The organism is Chryseobacterium sp. NG-CE01, assembly GCF_055695505.1.
Genome location: NZ_CM146369.1, coordinates 1,602,365 through 1,616,532 on the forward strand (window position 1 = coordinate 1,602,365; position 14,168 = coordinate 1,616,532).

Genomic DNA, 14,168 nt, shown 5'->3' on the forward strand with positions numbered 1-14,168 from the left:
AGAAGCATATGCTTCTCTTTTTATTTTTTTTGGTATTTTTGTTATATGATGTTCAACTGGTTATCCCTTGTAACGGGATTATTTTATATCGTTTTGGGAATTGTTGTCATTCTCTACAAATTCTTTTTTACTGTTCTGGAACCCGGCGTTGCGTATGCATTAGGAGGATTGCTCATTCTCTACGGTATTTTCAGAATCTACAGAGCCATTTCAAAAATTAAAAATACGGATCATGAGAAATAGTATTAAAATCATAATGCTGTCCTTTCTCAGTATAATAGCTATTGGCTGTAAAAAAGAAGAAAAATCTCCGTCTTATCACAAAGGAGAAATGACTATTCTTACCGACGAATCATTTAAAAGTGTTACTGAAGCACTTGCGGAGGGATATATGATCAATTATCCTGAAACCAAAATAAAAGTGGTTACAAAGAAGGAAGACCTGGGTTTTATTGATCTTCTCAATGACAAAGCCAGAATTGTAGTAATGTCAAGAGATTTGACTCCGGAAGAAATAAAGACTTATGAAGAGAGGGTAGATCTTAAATTTTTACCGGCTAGATTTGCGGCAGATGCAGTCGTTTTTGTTGTTCCTAAAGATTCACCTAAAGAAAGCATTTCCATGGAAGAAATTGAGCAGGGAATGCAGTCTGATGATAAAAAGTTTATCTTTGACGGTACCAACTCAAGCAATCTTAATTTTGTTGCCCAGAAACTAAAAAAACAGGCAAAAGATTTGAAATTTTCAATTATTCCCGGAAATGAAAATATTATTGAAGAGCTTACCAAATATCCTGACAAAATTGGCGTTATAGGTCTCAATACTTTCAGCCGTCCTTATGATAAAGAATCTGAAGCATTGAGGAATATGGTAAAGGTGCTTCCTGTAGAATATAACGGAAAGTTATACAATACCGATTTTGAAAATCTTCGCAAAATGAACTATCCTTTTACCAGAGTGATGTATTTCTTAACAAATGAAGGAAACTTTAATATTGCAAACGGCTTCATAAGATATTCCTGTACGCAACTCGGTCAGATGATTGTTCAAAAGGAAGGTTTACAGCCTTATAACATCTACAGAAGAGAAGTACAGATGCGTTAAAATATATTAAATAAGCATGTTACCCCAAAATAAATCCCTATTTTGGTCTGAAAATTGTGTACAATATAAATTGAAATTCGATTTGAAAATATAAAATGAGAGATATAATGAATATGAATGTAAAGAAGATTGCTTTTGGAGCAGCGGTGGTATTTTTTACCAATTTTGCCTTTGCGCAAACTGTACAGGATGGAATTAACAGTATGGACAGCGACAAATTTGCTCAAGCAAAAACTAATTTCACCAATATGATTGCATCGGCACCTACTGCCGAAAACTATTTCTATCTTGGAAATACATATTTAAAACAGGGAGAACCTGACTTTGCAGCAGCAACAGATAATTTTAACAAAGGTCTTGCAGCAGATAAAAAAAGTTATTTAAACAGACTTGGTCTGGCAACAGTAAAATTAGGAAAGGGAGATAAAAATGCAGTTGCAGAAATTCAGAATATTGTTTCGGATTCAAGAGAAAAAGATGCTGAAGTACTGTTCAGGGCTGCTGAAGCTTTAACTTTATTTGAAAAAAATAATTCCCCGGATTTAGCCATTCAATTCCTTAATAAAGCTATCGAAAGAGCTTCCAGAAAGGATGTTCCGGCACACTACTATTATACGCTGGGTGATGCCTACAGATTAAAGAGAATGCCGGGTGATGCAATGTCAGCTTATGACAAAGCACTTCCATTAGCCAAAAATAAAGCTTCCGTTTATACAAGAATAGGAACACTATGGATGGCTGCACAGCAATGGCAGCAAGCTAAAACAAGTATAGATAAAGCTATTGCTACGGATCCGACCTATGCACCGGCATACAAAGCGCTGGCTGCATATGATATCCGATATCAGCAAAATGCAAAAGCAACACAGGATTTGATCAACTATACCAAATATGCTGATGAAGATCCGTATACACAGTTAGAAATTTCTAAGCTTTACTTCACTAATGAAGATTATGCAAACTCGAAGCAGGTATTAGATAAGATTTTTGATAAAATCAATGATCCTATTAAATTTAAACTGAGAGCTTATCAATTGTATGCAGATGGCAAATATGCGGAAGCAAAACAAAATATTGATAATTTCGTTTCTCAGGCAGACAAATCAAGAGTACAGCCTGCCGACCAGGGATTAATGGGATTAATTGCTGCCGGACTAGCAAAAACGGAAACGGATGCAGCTAAAAAAACAGCTTTAACTACTGAAGCACAGCAGAAAATTGCTATTGCAAAAGCAGCTAAAGACGAAACAATGAAGTGGGATATGGAGCTCGCAAAAATCTCTGGTGGCGGAACTTCTCAGGCTGATGTTGATGCAGGACCTACAAACCCTGTAATTGAAGGTCTGAAGCAAAAAGTTGCCGCTAATGCTCAGGATACAGATTCTTTATTTAAGCTGGCCACTGCTTATCAGGAAGCCAAAAACTGGGGTGGTGCGATCCAGACATGGCAAAAAATGAATGCACTTCTTCCTGATTGGGCGCCGGGATTCTATAGCCTAGGATATTCTTACCAACAGGCGGGCAATAATGATGCTGCAAAAATTGCTTACGAGAAATTTATTACTACCGTAAAACCTGCAGATCAGGAAGCTAACAAGCAGACTCTTGCTTATGCTTATTTTGCTGTAGCTTATATGAGTAAAGATACTGATCTTGCAAAAGCTAAAGATTATGTTTCAAAATCAGTTCAGTTGGATCCTAGTTATCAGGATGCCGTTAAGCTGAATGCTGAAATCAATAAATAATTTAATTTTAAATAATAAAAAACTTCCCAATCATATAATGTTTGGGAAGTTTTTATTTAGATTTGTTAGGCTTTAATAATAGTTTCTATTAAAATTTGTACTTCATTTAGAAAAGAAAATGAGAGTGCTATTATTTTTATTAGAAATATTTAAGCTAACTCTCAAACAATGATCGAATTGTACTTTGAATTCATTATGATAAGGAGCTGTGAAATTTTATTATTAACTCAAAAGAGCCTTATCAATGTATTAAATACAATCTATTTCTTAATAATATTAGTGAATACTGTATTACCTTTTAAAACATAATGACCAGAAGGGATTCCCGCTAAATCGAGCAAGTTTTTTCCTTTGCTTAAAAACATATTCTTAATAATTCTGCCTGCGCTGTCATATAAATAAACTTTTTCATTTACAGTGGACTCAACAGTTATTAATCCTGTTGTAGGATTAGGATATGTTACTGTTTTTACTGCTTTTGGAACTTCTGTAGTCGCCAGATTACAGCTGGGATTGTAATTGTCACCAATAATATTAAAACCTTTATTAATTAGCTGAGCTCTCGCCACGATGGCTTGCGGGGTAGAATAAATAAGCCCTGTCGCATCTATGCTTCCCGATGTTATTGTTGAGATTGGCCATGTAGTATTATTGTTTAGTGCAATCAGAAATTTATTATAATTTGTACATGATAGACCTGAATTTTTGAAACCGAAACCTATTGAATTCCATGTGAAATTTTGAAGTTTGATATTCCAGTTTGAAATATCCTGGTCAAATAGCACAGCACCATTAAACATATTAAAACCTGCAAAATAACTAACTTTACTAACGTCCCAGTTTCCAATAGGCTGATTAAAAGATACCGCATTTTCAAACATATGTTCAAAATCTATTGCCTTGCCCGTATTCCAATTATTTAGGGGTTGATTGAAAGATGTTGCATTAGCAAATACATATCGAAAAGTTGTAGCATTAGAAGTATTCCATGAATTTAACGGTTGGTTGAACGTCACTGCATCTTTGAACATGCCCGTCAAATTGACTGCAGATGACATATTCCAGGCAGAAATATTTTGATTAAAAGAAGTTGCGCTATTGAACATACTGTCAAAATTTGTTACCTGCGCGGTATTCCAGTTCCCGATATTCTGATTAAACAGTGTTGCTCCCATAAACATTCCATTCATATTAGTAACGTTACTTGTGTTCCAATTGGAAAACGAACTATTACCAACCAGGGCCGGACAGTTATAGAACATCATTGATAAATCGGTTATTTGCGACAGATCAGGCGTATCTACAGCAGTCACGTTAAAATTAGGACAGTTTACAAACCCTTCGGTGAACTGCTGTAGCCAACTGGTTGCTCCCCATTGGCTAACTTCGAGGATTTCCTGATTAGGTTCAGTATAGTCTACGTTAGCTCTGAAGCCGTAAAAAAGGCCATTGCCATTTGACGCTTTTACTTTATAAGTTGCCTGAAGAGGATTTGGATTTAAAGATGTGCCAAAAGAAATCACCAGAGGGTTACTGCTCATGGATGTGACAGCATTTATAGCTCCGGCGTGTTGGGGATATCCCACTTCTTCCCATGTGATATTATAACTGGTGCCGGTACCTCCATACGCGATAGCATTATCAACGCTACCACTCACGTTGGGTTTCCATATAGTAATAAATTCAGTCTGAGCATAGGAGTTTAAGAATAGAGAAAGAAAAATGATTATTAGTTGTTTTTTGAACATAATTTAAAAATTTCACAAAAATAAGACTTATTTTTAAAAATTAATGATTTTATATTATTTATGAAAAAAAAATATATTATATCCTATAACTCAAATAAAAAGTAAAAATTATAGATTAAATTATAGCGTAAACGCTAACCTTTTTAGTTATTGATTATTTTAGAGAAACAATGTTTTATTTAACTATTTAATAGTAAAGTAGAACCATAAGGTTTTAAAAGTGTTTGATGCTGAGTTTTGATTTTTGTTTAATAGAAACTGGACAATAGTCTAATCGCCTATTATAATTAAATTTAATTAGTTTAATCAGATTTCATATCTTTGAATATATGAAAACAGATGTATTAGCTTTTGGTGCGCATCCTGACGATGTAGAATTGGGTTGCGGCGGAACAATCGTTAAAATGGTTTCTGAAGGTAAGATTTGTGCTATTGTTGATCTCACCAGGGGAGAACTCGGAACAAGAGGTACGGAAGAAACCAGAAAAGCGGAAGCCATGAATTCTGCAAAAATTTTAGGTGTTGCTGCAAGAGAAAATCTGGGAATGAAGGATGGTTTTCTGCAAAATTCAGAAGAATACCAGATGAAGATTGTAAAAATGATCCGTAAATACCGGCCCGAAATCGTTTTAGCCAATGCTATTGATGATAGGCATCCGGATCATGCAAAAGGAGCTAAATTAGTGTCTGATGCATGCTTTTTGGCAGGATTAAGGAAAATTGAAACAGTGCTGGAAGGAGAAAATCAGGAAGTGTGGCGGCCAAAGCATATTTTCCATTATATACAATGGAAAAATATAGAGCCGGAATTTGTAATTGATATTTCTGAGCATCTTGACAAGAAAATTGAGGCATGTATGGCATTTAAGACCCAGTTTTATGACCCTGAATCTAAAGAACCGGAAACACCAATTACTTCCAGAGATTTTTATGAGAGCTTAACATACAGGGCTCAAGATTTAGGAAGATTATCGGGAGTGACTTATGCTGAGGGATTTACGTCTGAGAAGCTGATTGCGATGAAAAATTTTGACGGAATTGTTTGGTAATTAAAAAATCTTTCCTATATTTGCACTCACAAAACGGTGATTGTAGCTCAGTTGGTTAGAGCGTCGGATTGTGGTTCCGAAGGTCGTGGGTTCGAGACCCATCATTCACCCAAAATACAGCATCCTGCTTACTGTAAGCAGGATGCTATTTTATTGCATATTCTCAGTTTAAATTATCAGGTAATACTATTTTTCATTCAGGCTTAAATTTATCTTCTTGGCAATATGCTTTTTGTAAGATTTTTTTATTGAAGTGGTTTCAAATGGTTTGATAAGACTGTTTCCTGAAGGATCGGAAAGATATTTATTAAATATCAATGTGTATTTTTTCTCTGTCCATGGTTTATCAGGTATAAAATACCACTCAGTGTCATCAGATCCGGGGATAATTTTTCCTCCAACGGCTGTATCAGTGTTAACGTTTTTAATGGAAATTCCGATCTGAGCAGAAAATAGCTCCATAGGTCTGTCGAAAACTATTTTCAGTTTATCCGAAGTATTCTTTTTAGGAATGTTTAATTTATCCTCTATGACTTTTGGACAAGTGTTAACAGGATTTATAATCTCAAATTCTTTTGTAAAACTCTTTAATTTAAAATTCCCGTGTAACGGTTTTATCATGTCGGTAATTTCCAGGTAATATTTCTTGCCTACCGTAAATATCTCTCCCAGCTCATCATAATAGGAAATATCTTTTTTTACTCTTCCGGGATGAATCATTAGCATCATAACTTTATCACTGATCCATCTGCTCTTATTATACCATACATGAGGAATGTTTTTTTTATTTTCATCAAGTAGATTAACATATCTGTAAGCAGACTCATTTTCGATCATTGGTTCAGAAAATTCGATATAGAAAGTGAGAATACTCTTAGGAATTTTAGTTGCCCGCGGGTAAATTGTACTTACGTTTACTATATTGGTAATTCTGGTGTCAATGGGTTTTGTTTTATGTGTTTTTTTTAAAGTATCATTTTTATAATAGAAGTTTGCCGTAAACTCCAGTCCGTCACCAAGTTCGAATTGAGGCTCAAAATATACAGTGTCTTCTTTTTTAGAATAAAACCCTAAAAGAGGTGTTTGGGATTCTTCACCATTCTGTATCATAAAGATTTTTAATAAATCTGGAAAATCCTTATTGTTTTCTATCGGAAAAGCTTTAAATATTGGCTTGTTTAAGTTTTCACAGTTGATACGAATTTCCTGAGGGAAACATAATGTGCACCATAAAATAAAGCCAATAATACAAAAATGCTCATGGCTTACATATTTTATTTTCTTCATCATAAGTATTAAATTAAAAATAATAATGTGCGGATAAAAGTCCGCACATTATGTCGTTTATATCATTGATATTATTTTTTGATGAATGATTTAGACATTAAATAATTACCTTTATTGCTGATCTTCAGTATGTAATTTCCTGCTTGTAAATTCAGAACCGAAATTTTCTTGCTTTTCGGATCAATTGTTTGCTTAAAGATTAACTTTCCGTCATAACTGTAAACTTCTGCCTCGGCGTTTTTATATAGATTTTCATTATAGGAAATGTTCAACACATCTGATGTTGGATTTGGAGACAGTTCAAAAGTATTGCTTTTTATATTTTGGTCATTGGTGCTTAAGACGGCGTCACAAACGCTTAATTTGCCGAGTGTTTGCTGATCCGCAGATAATGTAAGCATCTCACAGGTAGAATATAAGGCCATAGATGTGAAATTTCCGGGGAATTTTTTTATTTCATCCTCTGTAAGGCTGGGGTTGGGATCACCTGAAGAATTTCTAAGCTTAACAGAATTGCTGTTAAAAGTATTATTTGTAAACGGCGTTCCATTTAAATATTTCTTTCCGATTCTGTAAATATTGTTTTCGGGAAAATCTTGGTGTAGGTCAAGTAAATAAGCATCGTTGCCATTATTGATAGCAATGGTTTTTACAGGCTGATCAAATCTTACATCGAAAGCTTCCCTTACGGTAAATAAACCGGTATTATTTATTAAAGAAGATACTGTCTCAGAAAAACCTGGTGCGCAGGTGGTTAGCCCGCAAATGTATTCTGTGTTGTCTATTTTGATATAATTTAATTTTTCTAAAGGAGCGTTTGTCATATAATTTACAGCAAGGTTGGATTTAAACATGGTGGTAGCTCTTTTTGTAATCGTTGTATTGTGGGTAAACGGAGCGGATATGTATCCAAGTTCTCCGTTTAATAAATTGTTTCTGCTTGATACAAAAAGCCTGTTTCCTCCCCATGCTATATCCTGAAAAACGCTAGTAGTACTTGCAAAATTTAGAGCACAGTATGGCATGGTGTTGAAGTTTAATACAGTAATCGTGTTTCCTGCGTTGGTAAGTTTTACGATATAAGAGGTGGCACTTACCCAGACAATTGCATAAACTGAATTTGTAATAGGATTAACCTCAATGTTTCTTATAGAAACTGAATTAACATTTTGCCCTATTGCAGCTGCGATCCTGGTTCTTAAATTCGTGGATGTTGTAGCAATAGTATTGGCAGCTTTATCGGCAGGGTTGCTGTCGTTGATATCGACAATGAAAACTTTACCTGAAGCGTTATTAGTAGCCACCAAAGCAACACTGTTTCCATCGCTTATAAGGCTAAAACTGTTGATGACTCCTGAAGTAACCATGTTTCCGGTTTGAGGAGATACCATTAGAGAATTTTGGGCAAAGCAGAATGCAGATGCCAGGATAAAAAGGAGTAAATTTTTTTTCATTCTTTTTCTATTTAGGGTTAAAATTATTTTATAAAATATATTTTTATATTGTAATATTTTTGCCTTAATAATGTCAAAAGTGAAATTAATTAATTTTAAAATTATTAAATATCTAATTAAATTTCACTTTATCAGTAAAAATAATAAAAAATACCGTATGATTTTATAAAATAAATAATAAAAACTCTAAATAGAATTTATGCAATACATATAAACAGGATCAGTAATATAGTGTAATAGAATAATAGAATGATCGGGCAGAAATAAAAAAAGCATCTTTTTCCAGATGCTTGTGTTTTTTAATGTTGTAATTATTTTAAACTTCGTCGTCAGAATCAATAGTATAGGTTCTGCTTTTAAAGTCTTTGTCATGCTTTTCTGATATTACATCCTCACCCTTTTCGTTAATGATGAAATCTGTGGATTCATTAAACATCTCCTGAAAACTTTTAAAATCCTCTTTATAAAGATAAATTTTGTGTTTCTCGAATGTAGCTTCTCCATTCTCTCCGAAGTTTTTTTTACTTTCGGTAATCGTAAGATAATAATCTCCTGCTTTCGTCTCGCGCACATCAAAGAAATAAGTTCTTCTTCCTGCTTTTAACACCTTAGTGAAAATTTCATTTTCATGGCGTTCCTTGTATTCACTCATTGTTAGATATTTTTTAATCTTGTTAAGAACAAATATAAAAGTTTTCTTTTAATCACAAAATTTTTTTTATGATTTATTTAACATTTGTGAAAGAATGTGCTAAGCAGTTACGGAATTGCTAATTTCTGTCAGGTTAAGGATTTTATCTGCCCGTTGGGCGCTAGACTCTCTGTGTGTGATAATTATAGAAGTTGCATTATGGATTTTTCTATCGATATTTTCAAGGATATTCTGCTCGGTTTCTGTATCCAGTGCAGAGAGAGAATCATCAAAAATAATGATGTTGGGATCTTTAATCAGTGCTCTTGCAATACAGATTCTTTGTTTCTGGCCACCCGAAAGCATAACACCGCGTTCGCCTACCATGGTTTTGTACTGATCTTTAAACTCAACAATATTTTTATCGACATCAGCAATTTTTGCATATTCTACTACTTTTTCATGTGTAGGATGATCGATGGCAAAGCCGATATTATTTTCAATAGAATCAGAAAACAGGTAGCTTTCCTGAGGAATATATCCAATAGCTTTCCTGTAATTCTCCAGATTATGTTCTTTTAAATTTTTTCCGTCAATCAGAATTTCCCCTTCCGTTGGATCAATAAGTCTGCAGAGTAATAACGCAATAGTAGATTTTCCGCTTCCCGTTTTACCCATAATCGCAATAGATTCCCCAGCTTTCACTTTGAAGCTGAGATTTTCAAGTGCTTTAATTCCTGTATTCGGATAAACATAAGAAACATTTCTGAACTCAATATCTCCTTTAATGGGTTCATTTTCAAAATTCCGGCTGACGATTTCGGATTTCTTATCCATAAATTCATTGATCCTCTGCATCGATGCTTCAGCTCTCTGGTTTACCGAAGTTACCCAGCCTACCATTGAGAACGGGAATATAAGGGTATTGATATACATAAAGAAATCTGCAATTTTACCGATACTCAGTTCCCCTGCAATATATTTCTGACCGCCGACCCATATGATAGCCACATTCAGGAGGCCAATGACAAAAAGGATGATAGTAAAAAAATAAGCTTCTGTCTTTGCCAGATCAAGAGCTTTGTCCTGATAGTCGGTAACTTTTACGCCATAATTTTTTTCAATATATTTTTCGCGGGCAAAAAATTTCACGACCCTGATCCCTGAAAAGCTGTCCTGCACAAATGTGGAAATAGCAGACTGGCTTTTCTGCATGATCTTTGACTTCCTGTTGATAATTGAACTTACCTTATAAATAGCATAAGACAACAGCGGTAATGGAAGTAGGGTCCACAACGTCATGGAAACATCGGTCTTTACCATGTAAATTGCCGTAATAACTACCAGCACCACAAGATTGGCAACGTACATAACACCGGGTCCCAGATACATTCTTACTGCAACGACATCCTCACTCAGCCTGTTCATAAGATCTCCTATCGTGGTCTGTTTATAATCCGTTAAAGATAAATCCTGATAATGCCTGTAGATTTTATTTTTAAGCTCATATTCAATTCTCCTGGAGGCAACGATAATGGTCTGCCGCATCATAAATGTAAAAAATCCGGTAAGGAGAGAGCAGCCTACGATGATCGCAACGTAAATTAAGACCTGTCTGTTAAACCCTAGATTTCCGTTTCTTGTAAGCTCATCTACCGATTTTCCTACGTACTGAACTTTATATATATTGAAGAAATTACTGGCGATGATAAATAATACCCCCCAAAATAATAATATTTTGTGTTTCCAGAAGTAGGGGTTCAGAGTTTTTAAAGCTTTCATAAACTTTTACAAATTTACGAAAATGTCATCATACTACGAATTTCATAAATTTTAAATTTCGTATCTTTGCACCCATAAAAAGCTCTTTGAATGTTAGGAAGACGACAAATCCGTGAAAAAGTAGTACAGACTGTGTATTCGTATTACCAGAATCCCATAAAGTTTGATGTTTTAGAGAAAAACATGTTTACCGGAATAGAGAAAATCTATCATCTCTATATCTACGAACTTAATTTTCTGGTGGCCCTGAAAGAATTGGCAGAAAACCAGATAGAAATCGGTAAAAACAAGTTTATTAAAAGTGATGCTGACATTAATCCTAACCAAAAATTCATCAACAATAAGGTTTTGATTCAGTTGGAAGAAAATCCGGAAAGATTATTCTTCACCGGTCAGCATCAGCATCTTAAATGGGATCTGCATGACGACCTTCTGGTAAAAACTTTCCAGAGAATTACAGCTGGAAAAAGATATCAGGATTTCATGAAAGAAGAAGGCTATTCTTTTGAAGAAGATCAGAAATTTATCGGTAAGTTGTTTTTACGGTATATTGCTGAAAATGATGATTTTCATGATTATCTTGGTGATAAGGAGCTTTCATGGTATGATGATATTCACATTGCCAATTCCATGGTTCAGAAAACAATCGGTTTCCTGAAGGAGGATGAAGAAAGCAGGACCTTAATCAAAATGATTAAAGATGACGAAGATAAAACTTTTGCCATCAAGCTTTTGAGAAATACGCTGGACAGCTGGGAAAATAATGAAAAGAAACTGGCAGAAAGACTTGAAAACTGGGATCTTGAAAGAGTCTCTCTAATGGATAAAGTCATTTTATCGGCAGCTCTTACGGAACTTGATAATTTTCCTTTTACGCCTTCAAGAGTGATTATTAACGAATATATTGAGATTGCTAAAGTATTTGCTACAGACCGATCCAATATTTTCATTAACGGAATTTTAGATAAATACTGTAAAGATTTAAATAGAATATAAATATTTCAATATGAAAAAGACGTTATCAATTATCGCTTTATCAGTAATAGGCTTTGGGTTTGTTTCTTGTAAAAAAGAAAACAAAGAAGAAATTATTTTAGAACGCCCGGATGATAAAAGAAATGCTCCTGTGCACTCTGCAGATAATATTGCAGCAACTTCTCAGGCAGAAGCTCCGGCTCCCGTGTCTAATCAGCCACTAACGACCATTGCTCTTTCTGAAAGCAATTTCGATTTCGGAAAAATTAAAAAAGGGGATAAAGTGCAACACGTATATGAAATTACAAATACAGGAAGCAATCCTCTGGTGATTTCAGAAGTAAAACCGGGATGCGGATGTACGGCTCCTGATTTTACCAAAGAACCGATCATGCCGGGTAAAAAAGGAAAAATCACCTTACATTTTGATTCTACGAACTTTGACGGAAACGTAAACAAGTACGCAGATGTTTTTGCTAACGTAGAAAAGGCTCCTATCAAATTAACATTCACCGCGAATATTCAACCATAATATCATGAATTTACTATCAATTTTTTTACAGGCGCCTGCTCAGGGAGGTAATTCTTCCATGATGCTGATCATGATGGGGGTAATGTTTGTAGGGTTTTATTTCTTAATGATAAGACCGCAGATGAGAAAGCAGAAACAGGAGAAAAATTTCCAGGAAACGCTTAAAGTAGGAACAAGAGTAGTCCTTACATCTGGTCTTCACGGAAGAATTGCCCAGGTTCAGGATGATGGTTTTGTAATCGAAACATTATCGGGAAAGTTAAAGTTTGAAAAAGCTGCTGTTTCCAGAGAGTTTACGGAAGCACGTTTTGGAGATAAGGCTAAACCTGCTGAAAAAACAGAAGACAAAAAAGAAATCGAAGCCGACAAGAAATAATTTTCTCGGTTTTAAGATACTCGTTTCGGCGGGGTGAGCTTTGCTCACCCCGCCGAAACTTTTTTACCACTCATCGTACGGGGCAGACCTCTCTCATCGGGTGTGACATGGCATTCTCATCGCCCGTGAGATCCGATTCATCACGGGAGTGAGGGACCCATCTCATCGTTCTTCCCGCTTTTCTTTTTTGAGTAATAAATAATAATAAAATTATCTTTGCATTATGAATCAAAACACAAACAGAACTGTTCTCATTTTAGGTGCCAATTCGGACGTTGCGAAACAATGTATTCTGCAATACATTCAAAAAGGATTTTCTGTGATGGCAGCTTCCCGAAATACACACTCCCTGGAAGAATTTGTCTCGGTAAATAAGGTACATACAAAAGTCTCGGTTTTATCTTTCGATGCGGTGGATTTTGATTCTCATCACAAGTTCTACGATGAACTTCCTGTGAAACCTCATATTGTTGTTTATGCTGCCGGCTTTTTAGTGGATAATGAAAAAGCGTTGCACGATTTTAAAAGTGCACAGCAGATGATGCAGGTGAACTATATGGGAGCCGTTTCCATATTAAGCATTATTGCAATGGATAAAAGCAATAGAAACTTAGAAAGAATTATCGGATTATCTTCTCTTTCGGGTGTTCGTGGGCGAAAAAGCAATTTTGTATATGGCAGTACCAAGGCAGCTTTTACGACGTATCTCGCCGGCTTAAGGCAGGAGTTAAAACAGAGAAGTATTACGGTGAATGCTTTGGTAATTGGATATATTAATACAAAAATTAATCAGGGTTTAGAATTAAATAAAAACCTCGTCATGGAGCCTGATTACGTTGCAAAATTCATCGTCAGTGCAGGAAACTCATTTACCATTGTTCCGAATTTTAAATGGAAAATCATTTACCTGATTTTGAAAATGTTGCCGGAAAGTCTGGTGGCGAAGTTGCCATAATTATTCACTTTTAACAACCACACTTGGAAAACCTAATCTCTTCATTAAATCATTATAGTTTTCCATTAAAATGCTGTTGCTTCCGTAATGAGAAATTTTTAATTGATTTGAACTGTCTTCAACAGAAAAAGAATTTCCACTATTACCTAATTCATTTTCTATGAAATTGTAATGCATTAAATTATTAATATAATTCATCAAACCCACTTTTTGAGAAGTTGATAAAACCATCTTTTTTCTTACCTCTTCATTTTGTACAATTGATCCTTTATCATCCCTAACTCCACAATCGACTTTGTATTTAGTGTAAACCAATTTAGTTAGTTTGTTTTCAGAATAAATTTTAATTATTTCATTATGACCTCCCCATTCTCCACAGTCAGCGAATCTGGATTTTATTAATAAAGTATCCTTATAACTTAAAATATTATCAAAAGAATACTTAATATTTGAAGTCTTAGAACAACTTAAAATTAGAATCAATAGTAAAACTGAAAAGTAATTTTTCACGGTATAATTTTATCAAAAA

Annotated in this window: 14 protein-coding genes and 1 tRNA gene; 9 read left to right on the plus strand and 6 right to left on the minus strand. The window is 34.7% G+C overall.

Annotation, left to right across the window (positions count from 1 at the left end; genetic code table 11):
• The first annotated feature begins 45 nt into the window (after positions 1–45).
• From ACYT6F_RS07770 to ACYT6F_RS07780, 3 genes are all read left to right on the plus strand, one after another.
• Positions 46–243, plus strand: coding sequence for a C4-dicarboxylate ABC transporter (locus ACYT6F_RS07770; protein WP_472600648.1), 198 nt, complete (start codon positions 46–48; stop codon positions 241–243).
• Entirely contained in the window at positions 233–1,105 is an 873-nt protein-coding gene (locus tag ACYT6F_RS07775; protein WP_472600649.1) for a PstS family phosphate ABC transporter substrate-binding protein, read from the plus strand. Before ACYT6F_RS07770 ends, ACYT6F_RS07775 begins: the two co-directional genes overlap by 11 nt.
• Before the next feature lie 95 nt (positions 1,106–1,200).
• Positions 1,201–2,850 carry a tetratricopeptide repeat protein gene (locus ACYT6F_RS07780; protein WP_472600650.1) on the plus strand — a complete coding sequence of 550 codons (1,650 nt, stop codon included), beginning with the start codon at positions 1,201–1,203 and terminating at the stop codon, positions 2,848–2,850.
• Between the two features lie 260 nt (positions 2,851–3,110).
• Here the strand turns inward: ACYT6F_RS07780 and ACYT6F_RS07785 are convergent, their stop codons facing one another.
• The gene (locus tag ACYT6F_RS07785; protein WP_472600651.1) at positions 3,111–4,508 is read right to left on the minus strand and encodes a BspA family leucine-rich repeat surface protein; all 1,398 of its coding nucleotides are present in this window, start codon (positions 4,506–4,508) and stop codon (positions 3,111–3,113) included.
• A 419-nt stretch (positions 4,509–4,927) separates the two neighbouring features.
• On the opposite strand from ACYT6F_RS07785, the gene bshB1 reads away from it, so the two are divergent.
• Positions 4,928–5,647, plus strand: a complete 720-nt coding sequence (gene bshB1 / locus ACYT6F_RS07790) for a bacillithiol biosynthesis deacetylase BshB1 (RefSeq protein ID WP_472600652.1) — start codon at positions 4,928–4,930, stop codon at positions 5,645–5,647.
• 35 nt (positions 5,648–5,682) lie between these two features.
• Positions 5,683–5,758: transfer RNA gene (locus tag ACYT6F_RS07795), tRNA-His, on the plus strand.
• 75 nt (positions 5,759–5,833) lie between these two features.
• Here ACYT6F_RS07795 and ACYT6F_RS07800 read toward each other — a convergent pair.
• From ACYT6F_RS07800 to ACYT6F_RS07815, 4 genes are all read right to left on the minus strand, one after another.
• Positions 5,834–6,757: a hypothetical protein gene (locus ACYT6F_RS07800; protein ID WP_472600653.1), complete on the minus strand. Its 924-nt coding sequence runs from the start codon at positions 6,755–6,757 to the stop codon at positions 5,834–5,836.
• 248 nt (positions 6,758–7,005) lie between these two features.
• Positions 7,006–8,388, minus strand: coding sequence for a T9SS type A sorting domain-containing protein (locus ACYT6F_RS07805; protein ID WP_472600654.1), 1,383 nt, complete (start codon positions 8,386–8,388; stop codon positions 7,006–7,008).
• A 316-nt stretch (positions 8,389–8,704) separates the two neighbouring features.
• On the minus strand, positions 8,705–9,040 hold the full coding sequence (locus ACYT6F_RS07810; RefSeq protein ID WP_029295477.1) for a DUF3276 family protein: 336 nt from the start codon (positions 9,038–9,040) through the stop codon (positions 8,705–8,707).
• A gap of 99 nt (positions 9,041–9,139) precedes the next feature.
• Entirely contained in the window at positions 9,140–10,801 is a 1,662-nt protein-coding gene (locus tag ACYT6F_RS07815) for an ABC transporter ATP-binding protein (RefSeq protein ID WP_472600655.1), read from the minus strand.
• 90 nt (positions 10,802–10,891) lie between these two features.
• On the opposite strand from ACYT6F_RS07815, the gene ACYT6F_RS07820 reads away from it, so the two are divergent.
• The 4 genes from ACYT6F_RS07820 (at position 10,892) to ACYT6F_RS07835 (ending at position 13,639) form a co-directional block, all read left to right on the plus strand.
• Positions 10,892–11,797 (plus strand): transcription antitermination protein NusB, encoded by a 906-nt coding sequence (locus ACYT6F_RS07820; protein ID WP_472600656.1) that lies wholly within the window; start codon positions 10,892–10,894, stop codon positions 11,795–11,797.
• A gap of 10 nt (positions 11,798–11,807) precedes the next feature.
• On the plus strand, positions 11,808–12,308 hold the full coding sequence (locus tag ACYT6F_RS07825; RefSeq protein WP_472600657.1) for a DUF1573 domain-containing protein: 501 nt from the start codon (positions 11,808–11,810) through the stop codon (positions 12,306–12,308).
• Positions 12,309–12,312: 4 nt separating this feature from the next.
• Positions 12,313–12,684, plus strand: coding sequence for a preprotein translocase subunit YajC (gene yajC, locus ACYT6F_RS07830; protein ID WP_472600658.1), 372 nt, complete (start codon positions 12,313–12,315; stop codon positions 12,682–12,684).
• 223 nt (positions 12,685–12,907) lie between these two features.
• Complete coding sequence (locus ACYT6F_RS07835; RefSeq protein WP_472600659.1) at positions 12,908–13,639, plus strand: SDR family NAD(P)-dependent oxidoreductase; 732 nt, start codon at positions 12,908–12,910, stop codon at positions 13,637–13,639.
• Here ACYT6F_RS07835 and ACYT6F_RS07840 read toward each other — a convergent pair whose 3' ends face one another.
• On the minus strand, positions 13,640–14,149 hold the full coding sequence (locus tag ACYT6F_RS07840; protein WP_472600660.1) for a hypothetical protein: 510 nt from the start codon (positions 14,147–14,149) through the stop codon (positions 13,640–13,642). It abuts the gene before it with no gap.
• Between the last annotated feature and the right edge of the window lie 19 nt (positions 14,150–14,168).